At 41.3% G+C, this 19,978-nt stretch carries 18 protein-coding genes and 1 pseudogene; 18 read left to right on the top strand and 1 reads right to left on the bottom strand.

Features of this window, described 5'->3' with window-relative positions; all coding sequences use genetic code 11:
• Window positions 1–3 precede the first annotated feature (3 nt).
• The 18 genes from EZV76_RS07645 to EZV76_RS07560 all read left to right on the top strand — a co-directional run bounded on the left by EZV76_RS07645 (window position 4) and on the right by EZV76_RS07560 (window position 19,000).
• Window positions 4–2,361, top strand: a complete 2,358-nt coding sequence (locus tag EZV76_RS07645) for a hypothetical protein (protein ID WP_136565985.1) — start codon at window positions 4–6, stop codon at window positions 2,359–2,361.
• Window positions 2,358–3,440: a site-2 protease family protein gene (locus EZV76_RS07640; RefSeq protein WP_136565984.1), complete on the top strand. Its 1,083-nt coding sequence runs from the start codon at window positions 2,358–2,360 to the stop codon at window positions 3,438–3,440. The genes EZV76_RS07645 and EZV76_RS07640 overlap by 4 nt, the downstream gene beginning before the upstream one ends.
• Window positions 3,440–4,720, top strand: a complete 1,281-nt coding sequence (locus EZV76_RS07635; protein ID WP_236640884.1) for an MgtC/SapB family protein — start codon at window positions 3,440–3,442, stop codon at window positions 4,718–4,720. Before EZV76_RS07640 ends, EZV76_RS07635 begins: the two co-directional genes overlap by 1 nt.
• A 22-nt stretch (window positions 4,721–4,742) precedes the next feature.
• On the top strand, window positions 4,743–5,738 hold the full coding sequence (locus tag EZV76_RS07630) for a 2-hydroxyacid dehydrogenase (RefSeq protein WP_036378959.1): 996 nt from the start codon (window positions 4,743–4,745) through the stop codon (window positions 5,736–5,738).
• Window positions 5,739–5,763: 25 nt separating this feature from the next.
• The gene (locus EZV76_RS07625) at window positions 5,764–6,594 is read left to right on the top strand and encodes a universal stress protein (protein ID WP_036378961.1); all 831 of its coding nucleotides are present in this window, start codon (window positions 5,764–5,766) and stop codon (window positions 6,592–6,594) included.
• A 13-nt stretch (window positions 6,595–6,607) separates the two neighbouring features.
• Window positions 6,608–7,162, top strand: coding sequence for a potassium channel family protein (locus EZV76_RS07620; RefSeq protein ID WP_051947117.1), 555 nt, complete (start codon window positions 6,608–6,610; stop codon window positions 7,160–7,162).
• Window positions 7,155–7,994: an ATP cone domain-containing protein gene (locus EZV76_RS07615; protein WP_036378964.1), complete on the top strand. Its 840-nt coding sequence runs from the start codon at window positions 7,155–7,157 to the stop codon at window positions 7,992–7,994. The genes EZV76_RS07620 and EZV76_RS07615 overlap by 8 nt, the downstream gene beginning before the upstream one ends.
• A 27-nt stretch (window positions 7,995–8,021) precedes the next feature.
• Entirely contained in the window at window positions 8,022–8,276 is a 255-nt protein-coding gene (locus tag EZV76_RS07610) for a hypothetical protein (protein ID WP_136565982.1), read from the top strand.
• Window positions 8,277–8,291: 15 nt separating this feature from the next.
• Window positions 8,292–9,668: an MBL fold metallo-hydrolase RNA specificity domain-containing protein gene (locus EZV76_RS07605; protein ID WP_036378967.1), complete on the top strand. Its 1,377-nt coding sequence runs from the start codon at window positions 8,292–8,294 to the stop codon at window positions 9,666–9,668.
• A 3-nt stretch (window positions 9,669–9,671) separates the two neighbouring features.
• On the top strand, window positions 9,672–11,174 hold the full coding sequence (locus EZV76_RS07600) for a thymidine phosphorylase family protein (RefSeq protein ID WP_036378969.1): 1,503 nt from the start codon (window positions 9,672–9,674) through the stop codon (window positions 11,172–11,174).
• 8 nt (window positions 11,175–11,182) lie between these two features.
• Entirely contained in the window at window positions 11,183–12,076 is an 894-nt protein-coding gene (locus EZV76_RS07595; protein WP_136565981.1) for a ribose-phosphate pyrophosphokinase, read from the top strand.
• Window positions 12,073–12,726, top strand: coding sequence for a hypothetical protein (locus tag EZV76_RS07590; protein WP_051947118.1), 654 nt, complete (start codon window positions 12,073–12,075; stop codon window positions 12,724–12,726). The genes EZV76_RS07595 and EZV76_RS07590 overlap by 4 nt, the downstream gene beginning before the upstream one ends.
• Window positions 12,727–12,729: 3 nt before the next feature.
• Window positions 12,730–13,023, top strand: a complete 294-nt coding sequence (locus EZV76_RS07585) for a hypothetical protein (protein WP_036378974.1) — start codon at window positions 12,730–12,732, stop codon at window positions 13,021–13,023.
• Window positions 13,024–13,034: 11 nt separating this feature from the next.
• Window positions 13,035–13,766, top strand: coding sequence for a PPK2 family polyphosphate kinase (locus EZV76_RS07580; protein WP_036378977.1), 732 nt, complete (start codon window positions 13,035–13,037; stop codon window positions 13,764–13,766).
• Window positions 13,767–13,778: 12 nt separating this feature from the next.
• Window positions 13,779–15,926, top strand: a complete 2,148-nt coding sequence (locus EZV76_RS07575) for a copper-translocating P-type ATPase (protein ID WP_136565980.1) — start codon at window positions 13,779–13,781, stop codon at window positions 15,924–15,926.
• Complete coding sequence (locus EZV76_RS07570; protein ID WP_136565979.1) at window positions 15,926–17,185, top strand: MFS transporter; 1,260 nt, start codon at window positions 15,926–15,928, stop codon at window positions 17,183–17,185. Before EZV76_RS07575 ends, EZV76_RS07570 begins: the two co-directional genes overlap by 1 nt.
• A gap of 2 nt (window positions 17,186–17,187) precedes the next feature.
• The gene (locus tag EZV76_RS07565) at window positions 17,188–18,369 is read left to right on the top strand and encodes a phospholipase D-like domain-containing protein (protein ID WP_136565978.1); all 1,182 of its coding nucleotides are present in this window, start codon (window positions 17,188–17,190) and stop codon (window positions 18,367–18,369) included.
• 178 nt (window positions 18,370–18,547) lie between these two features.
• On the top strand, window positions 18,548–19,000 hold the full coding sequence (locus EZV76_RS07560; RefSeq protein WP_036378982.1) for a pyridoxamine 5'-phosphate oxidase family protein: 453 nt from the start codon (window positions 18,548–18,550) through the stop codon (window positions 18,998–19,000).
• Between the two features lie 494 nt (window positions 19,001–19,494).
• Here the strand turns inward: EZV76_RS07560 and EZV76_RS07555 are convergent.
• Window positions 19,495–19,830 (bottom strand): annotated as a pseudogene (locus EZV76_RS07555) (zinc-dependent peptidase); the annotation flags it as partial.
• Window positions 19,831–19,978: the final 148 nt, after the last annotated feature.

Raw genomic sequence — 19,978 nt, 5'->3', positions numbered from 1 at the left:
ACAATGAAAAGAGCGTCGACCAACATAGCGATTATTTTCTTGCTGACTGCGGCTACCATAGTCTTCGAGATAAGTCTGTCAAGACTGTTCTCGTACCTTCTTAGTTTTCATTTCGTCCTCATTATCATTGCATTTTCCATACTGGGTTTGGGTATTGGCCAGATCACGTATGCCAAATATTCCAAGATGATTAATCATTCATGGCTTTGGTGGATGGCACTACCGTCCGTCACGATGTTTCTCAGTTTTGCCCTTTTGCTCAGCCTTTCACAACTGGGCGTTTCGTCGTCCACTGATTTTGGCCTGCCCATTTTTATATTCTTGTCAACTATTCCGTTCATGGCCATCGGAATAGTCTATGCCCATATTTTTGAAACGGATAATCGGCACTTGTCAACCTTATATGCCTTAGACCTTATAGGGGCGGCCACAGGTGCACTCACCTCCGTTTTTTTGCTCAACACGTTTGGCTTGGCACAGGTGGTGGCGATTGCTATAGGGTTACTGCTGCTGGCCCTGGTAGTAGCCTTGATAGCACACAAGAACCGTTATTCAAAAATACTGGCCCCCTTAGTGCTTGGCGTTATTTTTCTAATGGGATTTGCAAAAGATGCCCTGAACTTCACTATACCCGTTGCCAAAGACCCGTCCAAGGATTTGTACCGATTGATGGCCAACCCCGCTTTTAAAAGCGAAAAAATCGAAAGCCGCTGGAGTGCTTTTGGTCAGACGGATCTTGTAAAGTTCACATATCCTGATGGTACCGTGTCCAAATCAATGTTTATAGATGCTGCTGCGGGAACCAAAGTTATCGATATCGATGAACTTGCAAAGGATACTGTTAAAATGAGAAAAGTATTATCCGGATTTCCGGCCGTATTTGCTTTGAACTTTTTAAGCGAAAAGGAAAAGGATTCGGTGCTGATAATAGGTCCCGGTGGTGGAATAGATATTGCCACAACATACTTCATGGGCTTTAAATATATCGAGGCAGCAGAGGTCAACCCTTCCTTTGTAGCATTGATGGAAAAATACAATCCCTCTACCTTCCTCGATAAGGAGAACATAAAGGTACATGTGAACGAAGGAAGAAATTTCATAATTGAGAACAAGGGAAAATTTGATGCCATCATATTGACCATTCCGGTGACCAAAAGTTCAAGGGGCACCGATTTTTATGGACTTACCGAGAACTATCTGTTCACCATGGAGGCACTTGCCGATTATTTGGATGGTTTAACGGAAGACGGGGCCATCTATTTTACGATGCACGGAAGGCAGGAGGTATATAAAATGTTGGCGAACTTTTTGGAGCTCCAGGATCGGATGGGGGTCAATCAAATAGAGGCGTTAAAAAAGGTGTATATCTATTCCGACGAAATGAACCCTGTATTGGTCATTAAAAAGAACCCTTTTGAACAAAAAACAATGGAGGAGGCACATAATACCGCACACTATTATGGATTGGACAAGGAGCCGTTTTATTTTCCGTATATCAGACAGGAAAGTTTGGACACCATCGTGCAGAACGTAAACTATCAATGGTTCATGTTCGACAAACTGTTGTACGATATCTCCAACGGATCTTATGCGTATGATGAACTTTGGAAAGCCGCTTCCATAAACTTGAGTCCGGTTTCCGATGATTCCCCCTATTTTTTTAATTACAACAATGGCCTACCCGATGCCATGACCACCCCTTTATGGCTTGGTCTGTTCATCATCGGGTGGTTCATTTTCAATCATATGAACGGATGGAAATCGGTCTCTTTTTCAGAAAGCACCTCTTTATATATACGAAGAAAATTTAGGGCCTGGGCACTCGTTTCCTTTTTGTTGGGGTTCTCATATATCCTCGTACAGGGATATCTTTTTCAGGTACTCAACTTAAAACTTTCCAATCCATCACAGTCTTTTTCATTGCTGCTTTTTACATTTTTGTTGGGCAATGGCTTGGGCAGCCTTGTGACGGGGGCTTTCAAAAAAAATCTTTCCCGAAAGCTCATCACATACACGGTCTTGGTTATTTTGTTTTCCTTACTAACCGTTTACGTACTGCTCCCTATATGGTATAAACAACTATCTGAATTCTGGATCGCCCTATTTTTGCTGCTTCCGTCTTTCTTTATAGGAATCCCTTTTCCGGTATTGCTGAAAAAGGCCTCCTCCCTGAAAGAGAAGAAAAGCATTCCCTATTTATTGGGTATATCAAGCGTGGCAGGCGTTGCCGCCTCGATCTTTGCCGTTGTCATTTCCATCCTTTACGGTTATAGATTTGTATTCCTTCTTGCCCTGTTAGGATACGGTTTGGTGATAGTGCTGGCGTACAGATCAAAAACCCTTAAAATACAGAACACATGAAAAAATGGTCCCTCTTTATTGGAAGCTATGCGGGCATCAAGGTCTTCGTCCACTGGACGTTTTGGATCATTGTCGGATGGATATTCATGATGCATTTTGAAATGGGCCATGGTTGGACAGAAGGCATAAAGGGAACATTTTTCATCATCGTTCTCTTTGCCTGCGTTGTCCTACACGAATTTGGCCATGCGCTCGCGGCCAAAAAATATAATATCCCAACGCGTGATATTACGCTCTATCCCATTGGTGGCGTCGCCAGTCTCAATAGAATGCCGGATAAACCTGCCCAGGAACTGGTGGTGGCACTGGCCGGCCCTGTAGTAAATATTGTGATTGCCGGGACCCTTTTTGTTCTTCTCTACGTTAACGATGAACTGTTGCCAATTTCGAAAATAGACCACATGAGCGGTGAAGATTTCTGGTTTAACATCATGGCTGCGAATTTGATCCTAGCGGTCTTTAATTTGATACCAGCTTTTCCAATGGACGGTGGAAGAGTGTTGAGGGCACTATTGGCATTCAGGTTAGATAAGCTGAAAGCAACGACCATTGCCGCACGGGTAGGCCAGTTTTTAGCCATAGTATTCGTTTTTCTTGGTTTTTTCTCTAATTTCTGGTTGGTTTTTATTGGCCTGTTCATCTATCTAGGTGCCGGAGTCGAGCAAATGCACGAAAGTGGCAAATCTGCTCTGGTCGGATTTACCGTAAAGGATGTTTTGATTGCACAATATACCTGTTTATCGCCCACGGAAACCTTGGGAAACCTGGTGCAGATATTGCAAAGTACCCAAGAAGAGGTTTTTTTGGTCACAGAAAATAATCATGTGCATGGCGTGCTGACACGAAAGGACCTGATCAAGGGGCTTTCCTCATATGGCAATGATTCCTATGTATCCGATCTTATGAGAAAAGATTTTGTAACAGTAGACACAAATATGCCCCTACAGCAGGTGTACGAAAAGCTCATGTCTAACAATTCCCAGTTTGCCACGGTCTTGGATGACGGGCAGCTGAAAGGAATTGTGACCCTGAAAGGAATTAATGAAATGATAATAGTTACAAGGGAAAGAAAAAAATAATGCAAACACATCAAAACATAAGTGAGCTATTAAGCCCCTACATTCTGGGGGTACTCCTAAGCACGGGTATAGGTCTTATCCTTGGACTGGAAAGGGAATATGACAAGCTAAAGGATGAGCAGGGGTTTGCCGGTATTCGAACATTTCCGATAACGGCCATAATCGGTTTTATGTTGGGCAGTTTGAACGAGACTTATACCTCTTGGCTTGTCATTGTTAGTTTGGCGACCATTATTTTGTTCTTTGCCATCAGCCATTTGTCCATTGTGCAGAAACATTCCATGACCGGTAATACCACAAATCTCGCTTTGATTGCCACATTTATTCTTGGTGTTATGGTTTCGGGCCATTTGTACAAAGAGTCTATTGCCACGGCCGTAATTGTGGTTACGTTGTTATCCCTAAAGACCACCTTCCGCTCGTTCATAAAGAATATCACATCCGAAGAACTGTTTGCCTTTATCAAATTCTCAATCATTGCACTTTTGATATTACCGTTTCTGCCCGATAAGGATTATGGGCCAGAGGGCCTTCTGAACCCTTTTGAGATAGGGGCTATTATAGTCATTGTTTCCTTTTTGAACTTTATCGGCTACTTTTTGGTCAAATATGTTGGATCAAAAAAGGGAATCTTGTTGACGGCTATTCTGGGCGGTTTAATATCGAGTACGGCGGTAGCTTGGATCTATGCCTCCAGAAGTAAGGAGTCTCCCGAGCTTTCAAAAAAATACGCAGCGGGTATCATTATAGCATCGGCGATTATGTTCCCTAGACTTGCGGCTCTTGCCTATATTTTCAATATTGCTATCCTGAGCTATCTTACAATTCCCTTTGCCCTGCTTACGGTGGTCTGTCTCGTAGCTTCCCTGCTTTTGATACGGAAGGATGACGATCAGCCGAACACCGACATCAATTTGGGAAATCCACTTAACATCTGGAATGCGATCGGTTTTGGCGGCATCTATGTGGCCATCCTGTTCTCGGTTTTTTATGGAAACAAATTTTTTGGCGAAAGTGGTCTTTATTATTCGGCATTGATAGCAGGTTTGGCCGATACCGATGCCATAACCATCAGTATGGCAAAATTTGCCTTGCAGAATGAAAAGCTGATTTTGGCATCGAATGTCATCATTGCAGCGACCCTGAGCAATATGACCGTGAAATTGGGCATTGCCTTTTTCAAAGGCTCTCAAAAAACAGGGCGACTAGTGGGCTATGCCTTTGGGGCGGTCGTCCTTCTTGGCATCCTTTATATTGTACTTAATTCTTGGATAAATTGAGATTTTAATAGCAGAAACCAAAATGAACACAACAGTATATAGCACACACAAGTTTGAAGAACATTATCTAATTCAAGCAAATAATAATAAACATCAATTAATACTACTTGATGTTCGATTGACAGAAGAAACGGCTGTTCTAGCTAAAGGTTCTAAAACAGTTAGCTTATTTACAGGTGATGATGCCTCAAAGAATGTACTAAAAAAACTAAAAGTCATTGGCGTAGAAAATATCGCATTGCGTTCGGCTGGTTTTAATCATGTTGATTTGGCAGCAGTTACCGAATTGGACATAAAAGTAGCTAGGGTTCCTGCCTATTCCCCCTATGCCATTGCCGAACACACCATAGCGTTGATACTTGCATTGAACAGAAAACTGGTTAGGGCCCACAATAGGGTCAGGGATATGAATTTCTCGCTGAACGGACTCACAGGGTTCGACCTGAACGGCAAAACGGTCGGGGTATTGGGCACGGGAAAAATTGGTGCGGTCCTGGTCAAAATACTATATGGTTTTGGCTGTAAGATACTGGCATACGACCTAGAGGAGGATAAGGAATTGAAAGAAATGTATGGTGTACGATTCACTGACTGCCAAACACTCTGCAGCGAATCGGACATCATAAGCCTCCACGTTCCCTTAACCCCCGAAACGAGGCATATCATCAGTGCCGAACAAATCGAACGCATGAAAAAAGGGGTAATGCTTATCAATACGAGCAGGGGCGCGCTGGTCGATACCAAAGCGGTCATAGAGGGACTGAAATCAAGGAAAATCGGCTATTTCGGTATTGATGTGTATGAAGAGGAAGAAGGGCTGTTCTTTGAAGACCACTCCGACGAGATTTTACAAGATGATGTAATTGCCCGATTAATGACCTTTCCCAATGTCTTGATTACCAGTCACCAGGCTTTTTTGACCAATACGGCTTTGACCAACATTGCTGAAACCACCATTTATAACATTGATTGTTTCGAAAATGGAACCGTTTCAGGAAATGAAATAAAAACGAAGTGAAACAACCCATAAAATCATAGTTAAGATGAAAAACATATTGGTACCCACAGACTTTTCAGAGAACTGCAATAAGGCGGCGGAGTTTGGAATCAAGATGGCCAAGCTCTTCGAGGCAGAAATCCATTTTTTCCATTTGCTGAAAACACCGGTGGATTGGGTAAAATTGGATAAGCAAAAAGAAAAGCGATATCCGGAGACCCTCAAAAAAATTGGGGCAGCAAAAGCCTCATTACGTGCATTGGAAAAAAAGGCCGAACAAGAAAACCTGAAATGTCAGACCTTTTTGCAATTTCAGGTGGACCAGGAAAACATACTGAAACATTCTGGCCATTATGACCATGATTTCATTATTGCGGGCAGTAGTGGCACCAAGGGCATTGTACGGGAACTTTTGGGAAGCAACGTCGAACGTTTGGTAAGAAGATCTGATGTTCCGGTCATTGTGGTAAAAGAAGATGATGTAAGGTTTCCTTTCAAGGATATCGTCTTCGTTTCAGATTTTGTGGAGGATGTGGGCAATGCCTTTAAAGAGGTACTATCCATCGCAGTAAAATGCAATGCAAAAATTCACCTTTTGCGCATCAATACAGAATCGGACCGTAACAGTATTGCCCTCGGCCTAGACCCTATTCGAAAGTTTTTGGAGGGTTTTCCCAAACTCAAGAATTTCTCTATGAACGTCTATAACGAAATGACGGTGGAGACGGGCATCAACACTTATTTGAAGCAAAACAAAGCTGACCTGATCGCCATGCGCACACATGGCAATACAGGTTTTTTGAGTTTGTTCTCAAAAAGTATAGCTGAAGGGGTTGCAAACCATTCATCACTGCCGGTAATGACTATCAAAATTTGAAAAGTATAACACTATGTCCGATAGCTTAGGTCAAATACGAGAAATAGCCTTCTACAAATTATTGTTGGACAGAACGGTATTGCCCCTGGTTACCATTTTGGGAATAGGCATCCTGTATGTCGTTTTGATGTCGATGATAGACCACCCCTCTTTTCCATTCCACATAATTATCGTTGCGGCAGCACTTGGAAAGACCATTGTGATAACGGCAACTACCCTGAAACGCTTGTCAAAATTGATCAAGATCTGTCATTCATTGGAGAGATTGCTTTGGGTTTTTGGATTGATTATCATCATTAGCATTTTCTCCTATGCGACCGACTATGCTTGTCTTTTCCAATTTAACCATACCACATTTGAAGGCGTTCCTGATTATTCGAACTCGTATCTCTACAATTTGTATCACTTTTTTTATTTCAGTGTGATCACATTTTCAACGGTGGGCTACGGCGATATTGTTCCTACTTCAGACGTAGCCAGATTTGTTGTCATGCTCGAAATATTCCTAAGCTTTTTCTTGGTCGTCTTTGCTTTGGCCAATATTAAAAAAATACACATTAATGGATAAGATAACAATTATAAAAGCAAGCGGCGAGAAGGCACCTTTTCAAATGGAAAAAGTAAGGCGGTCATTGGAACGGGCCGGTGCGAATGAAATAACAATTAATGAGATTGTCAAAAATATTGAGGACATCGTTTTCGACGGAATGACCACCAAGAAGATATATCAAATGGCCTTTAAGATGTTGAAAAGGAAATCTCGGGTAAGCGCATCAAAATACAAACTCAAAAAAGCGCTGATGGAACTGGGGCCTTCAGGCTACCCCTTTGAAAAGTTTGTCGGCAAATTGCTGGAACACGAAGGATTTCAGACACAAGTCAGTAGCATCATACAGGGAAGCTGTGTGACCCATGAAGTAGATGTCATTGCCCAAAAGGATAAGAAACATTATATGATTGAATGCAAATACCATAGCGACCAAGGCAGGTTTTGCAATGTCAAGATTCCACTATATATACATTCAAGATTTTTGGATGTCGAAAAACAATGGGAAAAACAGCAAGGCCACAAAACAAAGTTTCATCAGGGTGGAGTGTACACCAACACCCGTTTTACAACTGATGCTATACAATATGGCACCTGTGTTGGGCTGATGCTTACAAGTTGGGATTATCCGGAAGGAAACGGTCTGAAAGAACGCATAGACAAATCCGGCCTACATCCCTTAACCTCTTTAACAACCTTGACGAAGGCCGAGAAATCCAAATTATTGGATAAAGGCATTGTGCTCTGCAAAGAGCTTCACGAAACACCTACTTTGCTAAATGAAATCGGAATAGATAAAACAAGGCACAAAAAGATTTTGGAGGATTCCGAAGCACTGTGCAAAAACCATTAAAAAAATAAAATCTTAAAAATAACTATCATGAAAACAGAAGAATTAAAGAAACAAAAGAGTATTGATTTAGAACCATTTTACGAAGCATTGGAAGATGACCCAAAACTGCTTGAAGAAGCCTTGGAAATACTATTGGAAATGGTAAACTTTGAACCTTCATCCATTAAAAAGTTAGCCCTTTTTATCAAAGAGGATTCGCGAAATCTTTATAATGAAATAGTAGAGTTGTACAAATCGACTCAAGACAAAAGTAACACACCTTCTTGCTGTGGTGGCCACTAAAAAAATATTATAAAAATGAAAAATAATAAAATAAACATCCATTTTTTGGGAGCGGTTGGTACAGTAACCGGTTCCAAATATTTAGTGGATACTGGAAACAAAAAAATACTGATTGACTGTGGATTGTTTCAAGGCTTAAAAGAGTTACGTCTCAAAAACTGGGAATATCTCCCTGTGAACGTTTCAGAGATTGATGTGGTTTTGCTCACACACGGCCATATGGACCACACAGGCTATCTACCAAGATTGGTCAAACAAGGATTTAATGGTTTTATTTACGGTACAAATCCAACCTTGGATATTGCCAAAATCATTCTGAACGATAGTGCTAAAATACAGGAACAGGAAGCCGAACGTGCCAATAAAGAAGGTTATTCCAAGCACAGCCCAGCAGAGCCACTATACGATTTAAAGGATGTTGAAAAAACCGTTCCACATTTTAAGGGCGTTCCGCAATCACAATGGATTCCATTGTTTGATGGCGTAAAAGCCCGTTTCCAATACAATGGACATATTTTGGGAGCAACTTATATCGATTTGGATGTACATGGAAAACGCTATGTCTTTTCAGGAGATATAGGTAGAACCCATGATTTACTGTTATACCCACCATTAAACCCGAAAAAGGCCGATGTACTGTTTATTGAATCCACTTATGGCGGAAGATTTCATCCAGAGGAAGAAGAAGCCATTCCACAGATTGAAAAACTGGTCAATGACACCCTTGATAGAGGTGGCAGTCTATTTGTCCCAAGCTTTTCGGTAGAACGTGCCCAACTTATGATGCTTATTTTTTGGAGATTGCTCAAGGAAAATAAAATACCAAAAGTGCAAATGATAATGGACAGCCCTATGGGGACTAATGTACTAGAACTATTCCACCGCACAAGGGATTGGCACAGATTAGAAGACAATGAATGTGATGAAATGTGCTCGCACTTTACCGTTGTAAGCAGTTATCGTGAAACTATGGAATTGCGGACTGATAATAAACCAAAAATTGTCATTGCCGGAAGCGGAATGCTTACTGGAGGAAGAATGCTTAACTATCTTGAAACCCAAGCTCAAAACTCCAATAATACCCTTCTATTTGTAGGTTATCAGGCCGAAGGTACACGTGGCAGGAAGTTACTGGAAGGTGACAAGGAACTCAAAGTTTATGGAAAATGGGTTCCTTTTAACATGGAAGTTGTTGAAATTGAAGGGCTTTCAGCGCATGCAGACCATAAAGAACTTTTGGGTTGGATGAGTAAGATACAGAACACGCCTGAACGGATTTTTATTGTACACGGTGAAAATGAAGGTGCAAAGGCATTGAAAAACGACATTGAGAGAACTTATAGCTGGAAAGCAGAAATACCGCAATTATACAGCATTGAAGAAATAGTATAGGCCATGGAACAACATTCAAATATTTTAAAATATAAACATCTTGGTATCTATACCCAAAACGAAAATGTGGTATATATGCGTGATGATTGCCTCGTGTGTATTTCGGAAGGGTTTGAGGCACTCACAAGGATAAGGGTTGCTAAAGTAACCCGTTCAATAGTGGCAAGCCTCAACGTCATAAATTCAGATATTCTGTTGCCCAATGAGATAGGTCTATCAGACGCTGCTGCAAAAAAACTGAATGTTTCCCCAAATGATATGCTGTATGTTTCCCATTTGGAACCTATTGAATCGTTGAGTCACGTAAGGGCAAAAATTTATAATCAAAAGCTCAATTACGATGCCTATAATCAGATCATAAAAGACATCGTGGAGGGAGATTATTCAAATATCCATCTTTCAGCATTTATCACAGCCTGTGCAGGAGACCGAATGGATATTGATGAAATATCCGACCTAACAAAAGCTATGATTGCTTCAGGAAAGCAACTAAACTGGAACAAAGAAATAGTTGTGGATAAACATTGTATTGGTGGATTGCCTGGAAACCGAACCACCCCCTTGGTAGTGGCTATAGTTGCCGCTTACGGGCTTACAATGCCCAAAACATCGTCCCGAGCCATTACATCACCAGCAGGTACGGCGGACACAATGGAAGTTCTCACCAACGTTGCGCTTTCTGCTGACGAGATAGAGAACGTAGTAAATCAAGAAGGTGGTTGTTTTGTTTGGGGCGGTACTGCCCAACTAAGTCCCGCAGATGATGTGCTCATTAAAATTGAAAAAGCATTGGATATTGACAGTGAAGGGCAGCTAATAGCTTCCGTACTATCAAAAAAAGCTGCAGCTGGTTCTACTCACGTTGTTATCGATATCCCTGTAGGTGAAACTGCCAAAGTTCGTAGTATGGAAATGGCTGAAAAGCTGAAAAATCATTTGGAAAATGTCGGTAAGGCTGTCGGCCTGAAGGTAAAAGCAATCATAACAGATGGCTCTCAACCTGTAGGCTATGGCATCGGCCCAACATTGGAAGCTATCGACATATTGAATGTGCTAAAAAATGAAGAAGATGCACCCAAAGACTTAAAGGAACGTGTTGTGCTGTTGGCTGGAGAACTGTTAGAACTTTCAGGAAAGGTCGAAAAAGAAAAAGGAATGGAAACCGCCAAAGAGGTACTTATATCTGGTAAGGCCTACGAAAAATTTCTTGCCATTTGTAAAGCCCAGGGGCGTTTTACACAACCTGTTTTGGCACCTTTTAAAACAGAAATCAGAGCGGAGACTTCGGGGATTTTGAAGCGTATTGACAATAGAAAGATAGCGAAGCTCGCAAAACTTTCAGGTGCACCCCAATCTAAATCTGCGGGAATTTCATTGAATGTCCATTTAAATGATAAAGTTGAAAAAGACGGCTTACTATACACGCTTTTTGCAGAATCACAAGGTGAGCTAAACTATGCTTTAGAATACAAAAATCGCCATAACGATATCATAACCATTAAATAAAAAACAAAATGAAAACTATATTATTCAGTCTTCCCGGAAATCAGGAACTCACCGAGTTGTTGGTTAAAAAAATGAAAGCGGAAATCGGGGAATGCAACATAAGAAAATTTCCGGACGGTGAATCCTATACACGCATACTTTCCGATGTAAAAGATAAATGTGTAGTTTTGGTCTGTACCTTACACGAACCAGATGAAAAACTATTACCGCTCTATTTTTTAAGCCAAACAGCAAAATCACTTGGTGCGATGTGTACCTGTTTGGTAGCACCCTATCTTGCCTATATGCGGCAAGACAAGATTTTTAATGAAGGTGAAGGTGTAACTTCTGGTTTTTTTGGGAAATTGATTTCGGGTTTCGCAGATAGCATCACCACCATTGATCCCCATTTGCATCGGATACATTCGTTGGGCGAAGTATATAGAATTCCGAACAGAGTCATCCATGCCGCTGACGAAATCTCAAAATACATCAAGGAAAATATCCATAATCCGGTACTGATCGGGCCCGATTCGGAAAGCGAGCAGTGGGTTGCAGATGTGGCAAAAAAAGCGGGAGCACCTTTCACGGTCTTACAAAAGACTCGCCATGGTGACCGTGATGTTGAAGTCTCCGTGCCTGAAGTTGACAAATTTAAGGACGCGACCCCTGTTTTGGTGGACGATATCATCTCTACGGCCCGTACCATGATAGATACTACGGAGCATTTGAAGAGTACGGGAATGAAACCTGCAATATGCATTGGCATTCATGCCGTATTTTCAGGGAATGCCTATCAAGATCTCTGGGATGCCCATGTCAAGGATATCATTACCTGCAATACAATTCCACATCAGTCAAATAAAATTGATTTAAGCGATACCATAGCCAAGGAAGTAAACGAACTGATGCACCATCAATGAAAATAGGATTGCACTTTACAGTATTCATTTTTATGGTCGTTTCTGCATATGCACAGAATAAAATGTTGATCGGACAATTGTCCGATAGATGGGTGGAACGGGAAAGTTTTAATAAAAATGGAGACTTTCTGAACAAGCAGACCTTTAAGGCGGGAAAGCTAAAAGAAGTCGATGGATATTATGAGGTTGAAGTGGTTGCCGAACTGTTTGACAAGGACAAAAAATCTACTGACAAATACACCATGACGTATCGCTGCAAGCCCGATGAAGCCAGTATAATGGTAATGGCCTTTCCGTTTTCGAACCCAAAATCCAAGGAAACCGAAATCAGTACGACCTCTGAAAATTTCAAGGAACTCTATGATCTGTCGAACTTGGATAGTGTCGAACTCGAAATGAGTTTCGACTCCGGATTGTTGAATTTCTTTGGTTCTAACAGCAAAATAAAAATTTATGACCGGGTGTTGGAATCCAATGGTAATGGGAAAACAATCAAATCCAAAATCAATATTAAAGCCTACGCCATTGGTATACGAATTAAACAATTGGACTATGTTGCAAGTGAAAAACTTACAAATGAGAACTTGTTATCATTCCAGAAATTTACCGAGAAAGACGGCAGCTATTTTACGATGACATACAAACCATAAATTATGAGAAACTATGACACCCTATCAGAAGCAATTAATGATTTACAGATCAGGGGATATACCTATGATTTCAACTTGAAACCAGAATGCTTGCAATGTGCCTCACTGAAAATGGAAATTCAGCCCGAAGATTTTGATGTGGATGAAACCCATCGTTTTGAAGGTATGAGCAGTACAGACGATAACAGTGTTCTTTATGCCATTTCATCAAAAGATGGTATAAAGGGGCTTTTGGTAGATGCCTATGGGGTCTATGCTGAAAATATCTCGGAAGCAATGCGAAGAAAATTACGATAAAACTGTAACCTATGATAGACTTAAATACAATTTCAACCCTTCCTCCCGCAGGTAGCTCAAAAAAACAATCCAAAAAAAGATTGTTAGGGATACGGGAAGAACTTTTTGAGCTTCAGAACAAATTTTATGCCGATGGGCGCTTTGGCTTGTTGATTATTTTGCAGGGAATGGATACTTCTGGAAAAGACGGTACGATTCGTAATGCGCTTAAGGGCATGAATCCACAGGGTGTTCATGTAAAATCATTCAAAAAGCCGACCGAAGAGGAGCTCAGGCACGACTTTCTGTGGAGGGTCTATCCGCACTTTCCCCAAAAGGGCATGATACAAGTTTTTAACCGCTCGTATTATGAAGATATCCTGGTACCCAAGGTTACCAATTCCCTCGAAGAAGAAATACTTGAACACCGTTGCAAGCTATTAAAATATATGGAACAGCATCTTAGGCAAAATAACATTCATGTACTCAAATTTTTTCTTCATATCTCCAAAGAAGAACAGAAAGAACGTATCAAAGAAAGACAGACCAAACCTTATAAACGCTGGAAATATAGTGCCGAAGACGAAAAAGCGGCCAGCCAATGGGAAGTTTACAGAGAGGCTTATAATATGTTAATGAACAACTGCAACGACCCTCAATGGCACATTATTGCAGCCGACAAACGTTGGTACCGCAACTATTGCGTTGCCAAAATAGTATTGGAACACCTTAAAAAACATAATTTAACATATCCAAATACCTAAAAATAGAACACTATGGACAATCACAAAGAGCACAAGGACAAAAAAATGGACCATTCTAAGATGGATCACTCAAAAATGGATCACAGTAACCATGACCATGCTAAGATGGACTCCTCCAAAAAGCAACACCAAAGAGAAGACCATTCTAAAATGGATCACGGAAGTGGAGACCATTCGGGCCATAACCCCGCTCACGGACAAATGGGGCACGACCACCATAAAATGATGGTCAAGGATTTTAGAAAACGGTTTTGGATATCTTTAATCGTTACCATCCCAATATTGTTCTTATCGCCAATGATACAGGAGTTTTTTGGGTATGACCTATTGCTCCCCGGAAATCCGTATATCCTATTTGCACTATCAACATTTGTCTATTTCTGGGGCGGCTGGCCATTTTTAAAGGGATTTTATAATGAAATAAAATCCAAGGGTCCGGGCATGATGGCCCTAATCTCAATGGCTATAAGTGTGGCCTATTTCTATAGTGCCGCTACAGTTTTCGGACTCCCTGGGGAGGACTTTTTCTGGGAACTGAGCACCTTGATTGTCATCATGCTGTTGGGACATTGGTTGGAAATGAAATCGGTGCTGGGCGCATCCAAGGCACTCCAACTTTTGGTCAGTATGCTGCCCGCTGAGGCCCATAAAGTTGTGGGTGATAAAATTCAAGATGTAAAACTAGAGGATTTATTAAAAGATGACATCATATTGGTTAAACCCGGCGAGAAAGTACCCGCGGATGGCATCATCACCGAAGGATCTAGCTACCTGAACGAGTCGATGCTGACAGGCGAGTCAAAACCGGTAAAAAAAGAAGTACAGGATAAGGTCATCGGAGGTTCCATAAATGGCAATAGTACCTTAAGGGTAAAGGTAGAGCATACTGGAAAGGACAGTTACCTGAACAAGGTGATCAAGATGGTCGATGAGGCACAGCGCACGAAATCGAAGATGCAGAACCTTTCAGATCGGGCGGCCAAATGGCTGACCTATATTGCATTGGCCATTGGCTTTGGGACACTCGCGGTTTGGCTGATTTTAGGTTTCCCATTTGTTTTTGCATTGGAAAGAATGGTAACGGTCATGGTCATTGCCTGTCCACACGCGCTCGGTCTTGCCATTCCGTTGGTTGTCGCTATATCTACAGCGGTATCTGCCCAAAATGGTTTATTGATCCGGAACAGAACGGCCTTTGAAGAATCCCGAAAAATATCGGCTTTATTGTTTGATAAAACAGGAACATTGACCAAAGGTGATTTTGGGGTGACCCGAATTGAATCAGTGAACGAATTGTACACCAGAGATGAAATTCTGAGGTTATCCAGTGCTCTGGAACTAAGCTCCGAACACCCCATCGCCGTGGGGATCATCAAAAAGGTCAAAGAAAAGGACATCGAGATTCCAAAGCCCAAAAACTTCAACGCCATAACGGGCAAGGGTGTAGAGGCAATCGTAGAGGGTAAGAAGGTCAAGGTAGTAAGTCCGGGATATCTTCGGGATGAAAAAATCCAAATTACCGAAGATGCCTATAGTGATGCCGCAGAGACCGTAGTTTTTGTTCTGATAGATGGAAAATTAGCAGGATATATTGCACTGGCCGATGAAATACGGCCAGAATCTGCCGATGCCATCAAAGTATTCAAAAAGAATAACATCAAAGTCTTAATGGCTACGGGCGATAATGAAAAAACCGCAAAGGCTGTGAGTGACAAACTTGGTTTGGATGGGTATTATGCCGAGGTGCTACCCCATCAAAAAGTGGAAATCGTAAAAGAGCTGGAAAGCAAAGGAGAGTTTGTGGCCATGACGGGAGATGGGGTCAATGACGCACCTGCATTGGCAAAAGCTGATGTAGGAATTGCTGTTGGTTCCGGTACCGATGTTGCCGCGGAAACCGCCGATATCATTTTGGTAAACAGTAACCCAAAAGATATCGCCAATCTGATATTGTTCGGTAAAGCCACCTATAACAAAATGATCCAGAATTTGGTGTGGGCAACAGGCTACAACGTTGTGGCCATACCGTTGGCCGCTGGGGTTTTATATTCTTCAGGATTTGTGTTGGGGCCAGCAGTAGGTGCCGTATTTATGAGCTTGAGTACCATCATTGTTGCCATAAACGCTCAATTGTTAAAAAGAAAAATCGGAAGCAACTGATGAACAGGAAAGAAAAACTCGGTAGAATATTCCTAGTTTTATTGAGTTTGTTCGTAGTGATGTTGGGCTACGGCATTTTATTGCCTACCCTCCCATATTATACCGAAAGGCTGGCTTTAAAAGACAATCTGGATACGGACCTTATCAACTTCCATATCGGAATGTTGACCAGTATTTATCCGTTGTTCCAGCTCTTGTTCGTTATCGTCTGGGGCAAGCTTTCCGATAAACACGGCCGTAAACCTATAATACTATTGGGGCTTGTAGGTTTTGTCGTGATGAACTTGCTAACCGGTCTTGCCACTTCTCTGTCGATGCTATATATAGGCCGTATCATAGGGGGCATCTTTACGTCAGCGGTCATTCCGGTCAGTAATGCCTATTTAAGTGATATTACCTCTGAAAAGCGAAGGACCAAAATAATGGCCTGGTCTGGGGTCGCTATCAGTTCCGGGGTGATATTTGGCCCTGTTCTGGGGGGATTTCTGTCGCAAACGAACCTACATTATACATACTCTTTTGGGGTGTTCCACTTAGACCGTTTTTCGGTTCCCTTTATTTTGGCCGCTCTTTTGGGCTTTGTGGTATTACTGATAATCATAAAATGGCTGAAGAATACCGAAATAAAAAAACGTATTGTTTCTGAGGCGGTCAAATTCAGTTTTTCCCTGAGTAACTATTTTATCATTTTGTTGCTCCTATCCTTTGCGATACAGTTTGTGGTTACCCTGTTTGAGACCGTGTTTTCAATTTATGGGAAGGATGAGTTGGCATTTACAACCAATCAGGTGGGTATCGGTTTTATGCTCTGTGGTTCTGTAATGGCCATTTTGCAGCCTGTGTTCGCGACCTATGGCGAAAAAATGCTGACCTCAAAACAGCAAATAACATTAGGGTTATTAATATCCGGTGTTTCGTTAATTGTCTTCCCCTTTGTGAGCGGTGAACTATACATTTACGGTACCATAATAATTTTCGCAGCTGGGGGAGCCATGGTGACACCAAACCTGCTTTCGGCAGTTTCTTTGATTTCCCGGGATAATACGGGAAGGAATATATCCATTCAAAGTTCCACGAACAGCATCGGACAGATTTTGGGCCCGGTATTGGGGACTTGGCTGATAGCTGGTGGGTTTTATTACCCTTTTATTATTGCCGGTGCAACCATTTTTGGTGCTATGGGACTGGTTTACTTTTTGAAGCGACCAAATAAAGGGATTGACGCGCCCTTATTGGCTGACCAGCATAAAAAACTATAGGGATGGATCATAGAAAATGTAGTAAAACAGCACTTCAAAATGCTGCTGACAATTCGAAATATGTTGAATTGGTTCGTTCGGGAGAAGACTATTTTTTAAGGCTGGAAAAGCTAATCGATAAGGCAGAAAAAGAAATCCATATACAGACCTACATTTTTGAAAACGATGATACGGGAAACCGTATAGCCTCCTGTTTGAAGAAAGCCGCTCAACGAAAGGTAAAGGTATATGTCTTATTGGATGCCTATGGTAGCGCTGCATTACCCAATAGTTTTGCCCAAGATTTGGTGCAGCATGGTATTTTACTTCGTTTTTTTTCGCCTTTATTCTCTCTGAACAATTTTTATATCGGTAGGCGGATGCACCATAAAATTGTGGTCGCCGATGAAAAAATGGCATTGATAGGCGGAATCAATATTGCCGATAAATACCACGGAACGACAGGTTCGGAACCTTGGTTGGACTATGCCGTTCAGTTGAACTGCCCGGCAGCTGAAAATCTACAAATATTATGTAGCGATTACTTTTTCAAAAAGGGGAGTTCAAAAAAAATACCGCCAGTGTTACATTCGGCCGGTAGCGCACTGGTGGGAATTTTACAAAACGACTGGCTGCAGCGAAAAACAGAAGTCTGTGATGCCTACACGAACGCCTTCATTCATGCCGAAAAGGAAATAGTAATCGTGGGCTCGTATTTTTTGCCTGGAAGCAGATTGGCAAAGGCTTTGAAAAAGGCCTGTAGAAGAGGAATAAGAACAACGGTGATCTTAGCGGGTATTAGCGATGTGCCGTTGGTGCGGCGGGCAACCGAACATTTGTACTCCTCCTTTTTGGACCATCATATGAGAATTTTTGAATGGAACAGATCCGTAGTACACGGTAAAGCTGCGGTGGTTGATAACAAATGGTCTACCATAGGCTCATTTAACTTGAACAGTCTTAGTTGCTATGGCAGCATTGAAATGAACGTAGAGGTTCACTCAGTAGAATTTGCCGAAAACCTTCGGGCTGACTTTGAAATAGTTATAAGCGAGTGTAGCGAAATTACAAAGGGGAGTCTAAGACAAAGAGCCGGTATATTCAATAAGTTGGGTAATTGGATTTTTTACCAAATGGTACGAACGATTATGCTTTTTCTGACCTTTCTTCCGCATTTAAGGTTTTTGAAAAATTATAGGTTATAATATGTTGGCAAGTGGTTAAATGGTTGGGCTCGTTTATCTGTCTTTACGACCCGAGCAGCAAACCATACGGCACAAGAACCTAAAATAAGGAAATATACAATCAGTGGCGGAATGCAAACTGTAACTGCGCTAGGCACCATACATATAAAACGATTAGTAATATTGAAATACATTAATAATGACAGATTTAACACCAAACGCGATCGAACGCATACTCAGGAACAATTACCTCGGCCACTTGGCCTATCTATGGCAAGGGAAGCCCCATGTGATTCCCTTTACCTATTATTTTGACCCTACGGACAATACGATCATTAGCTATACCTCGGAAGGCCATAAAATCGATGCGATGCGAGCCAACAAATCGGTTGCCGTTCAAGTCGAACAAGTGCAATCCATATCCAATTGGGAATCGGTCATGTTACAAGGTACATTCGAAGAAATTCGAGGCAGTAGTGCCAAACAAAAATTACATCTATTCACCGAAGGCGTGAAGGACATTATCCGTAGAAAAGAAAACAGAGAGGTAGGGTTCATCAATGAATTTTCCAGTAAATCATCTGCTAATGGCATTCCAGTCGTCTTTCAAATCAAAATACTAGAAATGTCGGGTAAAAGAAGAAAAAAATAAAAGATAGATTTCAAAAAGAGACCATCTTTTTGAATCATAGGATTCCGAAATGAGAAACGAAAAGATTTTAACGTGGTTAAAAAAAATTAAACAAGGCCAAAATTCGTTTAAAATTGGAATACGATTTTTAAGGTCTAAGTAATCTCTAATCTAATAATTGAAGAAAATTAAGCTCACGGCGTATTGTGGCAAAACCATTCTGGGACATTTTAATGACCCTAAAGCAATAGATCGGAACATTATATTGGATCCCGACACCAAATCTGACCTATTATCTCCTGAAAGGATTCATAACCACAAACAGAACCCAAATTCACGCAAAATTTAGAGAAATCACTCTTAACTGTTAATCACATTTGCCCTTGCTGCTTAAAATTAAGGTTATTATACTATTAAACGATCCTGGTTTGGGAGGTAAGCATAAAAAGATTGGGGCATCTACGAATCAGCTTTTAAAATTGATCAATTGCAAATGATATAATTCAATTATGAATTCAGGCCTCAGGATTCTGCATAAAGCACACAACCAACATGTTATAAAGTTCTGGATGTTTTTTTTTGAGTAAATCTGGACGTTCAAAAAAATACTCTGAAGCAACTGCAAAAAATTCAACAGCGTTTGTTCCACCATATTTTCGAATATCAGAATGGTCACTGTTTATCGCTTCCATTTCCTTATGGATCAAATTTATCCAAGGTATGGTATATTGATGCTCTAATAATCTTTCCGGAATACCATCTGCAAAATCATCAAGCTTATCTAAAAGGTGTACAAATTCGTGTATGCCGGTATTGCTTTTATCACTTTGGTTCACAAAACCATGGTATAATGGAAACGCCGGACATAGTATACCACCCTCGCCGGGTTAAAGTGACCATAGCTGGCCGGACGAAAGTGACCCACCCGCGCCGGGCCAAAGTGGACCACCTTTAGATTAGATCTATCTGTAAAAAGTCTAAGTGCTTTTTTTGTTAAAA

This window comes from Flagellimonas alvinocaridis (assembly GCF_004916895.1).
GTDB classification, from domain to species: Bacteria; Bacteroidota; Bacteroidia; order Flavobacteriales; family Flavobacteriaceae; genus Flagellimonas; species Flagellimonas alvinocaridis.
Note: the sequence above shows the minus strand (reverse complement) of the source record. Positions and strands in the feature narration are given on the sequence as shown.